This is a genomic window from Streptomyces atroolivaceus (genome assembly GCF_000717025.1).
In the GTDB taxonomy this organism is placed as follows: domain Bacteria; phylum Actinomycetota; class Actinomycetes; order Streptomycetales; family Streptomycetaceae; genus Streptomyces; species Streptomyces atroolivaceus.
The window spans coordinates 1-286 of sequence record NZ_JNXG01000082.1 but is presented as its reverse complement, the minus strand read 5'-3'; the positions used below and the strand labels follow the sequence as shown (position 1 = coordinate 286).

Sequence of the window (286 nt, the reverse complement as noted above, 5' to 3'; positions counted from 1 at the left end):
TGTCGTGGTGGGTGCGGTGACGGGTGGTGGGGGTCCGGGGGATGACCCGGTGGTGATCGTGGGGATGAGCTGCCGGTATCCGGGTGGGGTGGAGTCGCCTGAGGATCTGTGGCGGTTGGTGGCGGGTGAGGTGGATGCGATCGAGGGCTTTCCGCGTGATCGTGGGTGGGATGTGGAGGGGGTGTACGACCCTGAGCCCGGGGTGGCGGGGAAGTCGTATGTGCGTGAGGGCGGGTTCCTTGCGGATGTGGCTGGTTTTGATGCGGAGTTCTTCGGTATTTCTCCG

1 protein-coding gene is annotated in these 286 nt (G+C 65.4%); it reads left to right on the top strand.

The window, feature by feature from the left end; genetic code table 11:
• Positions 1–286: beta-ketoacyl synthase N-terminal-like domain-containing protein (locus OO67_RS35505; RefSeq protein ID WP_157841796.1), on the top strand; the 286-nt coding region annotated here is incomplete at both ends.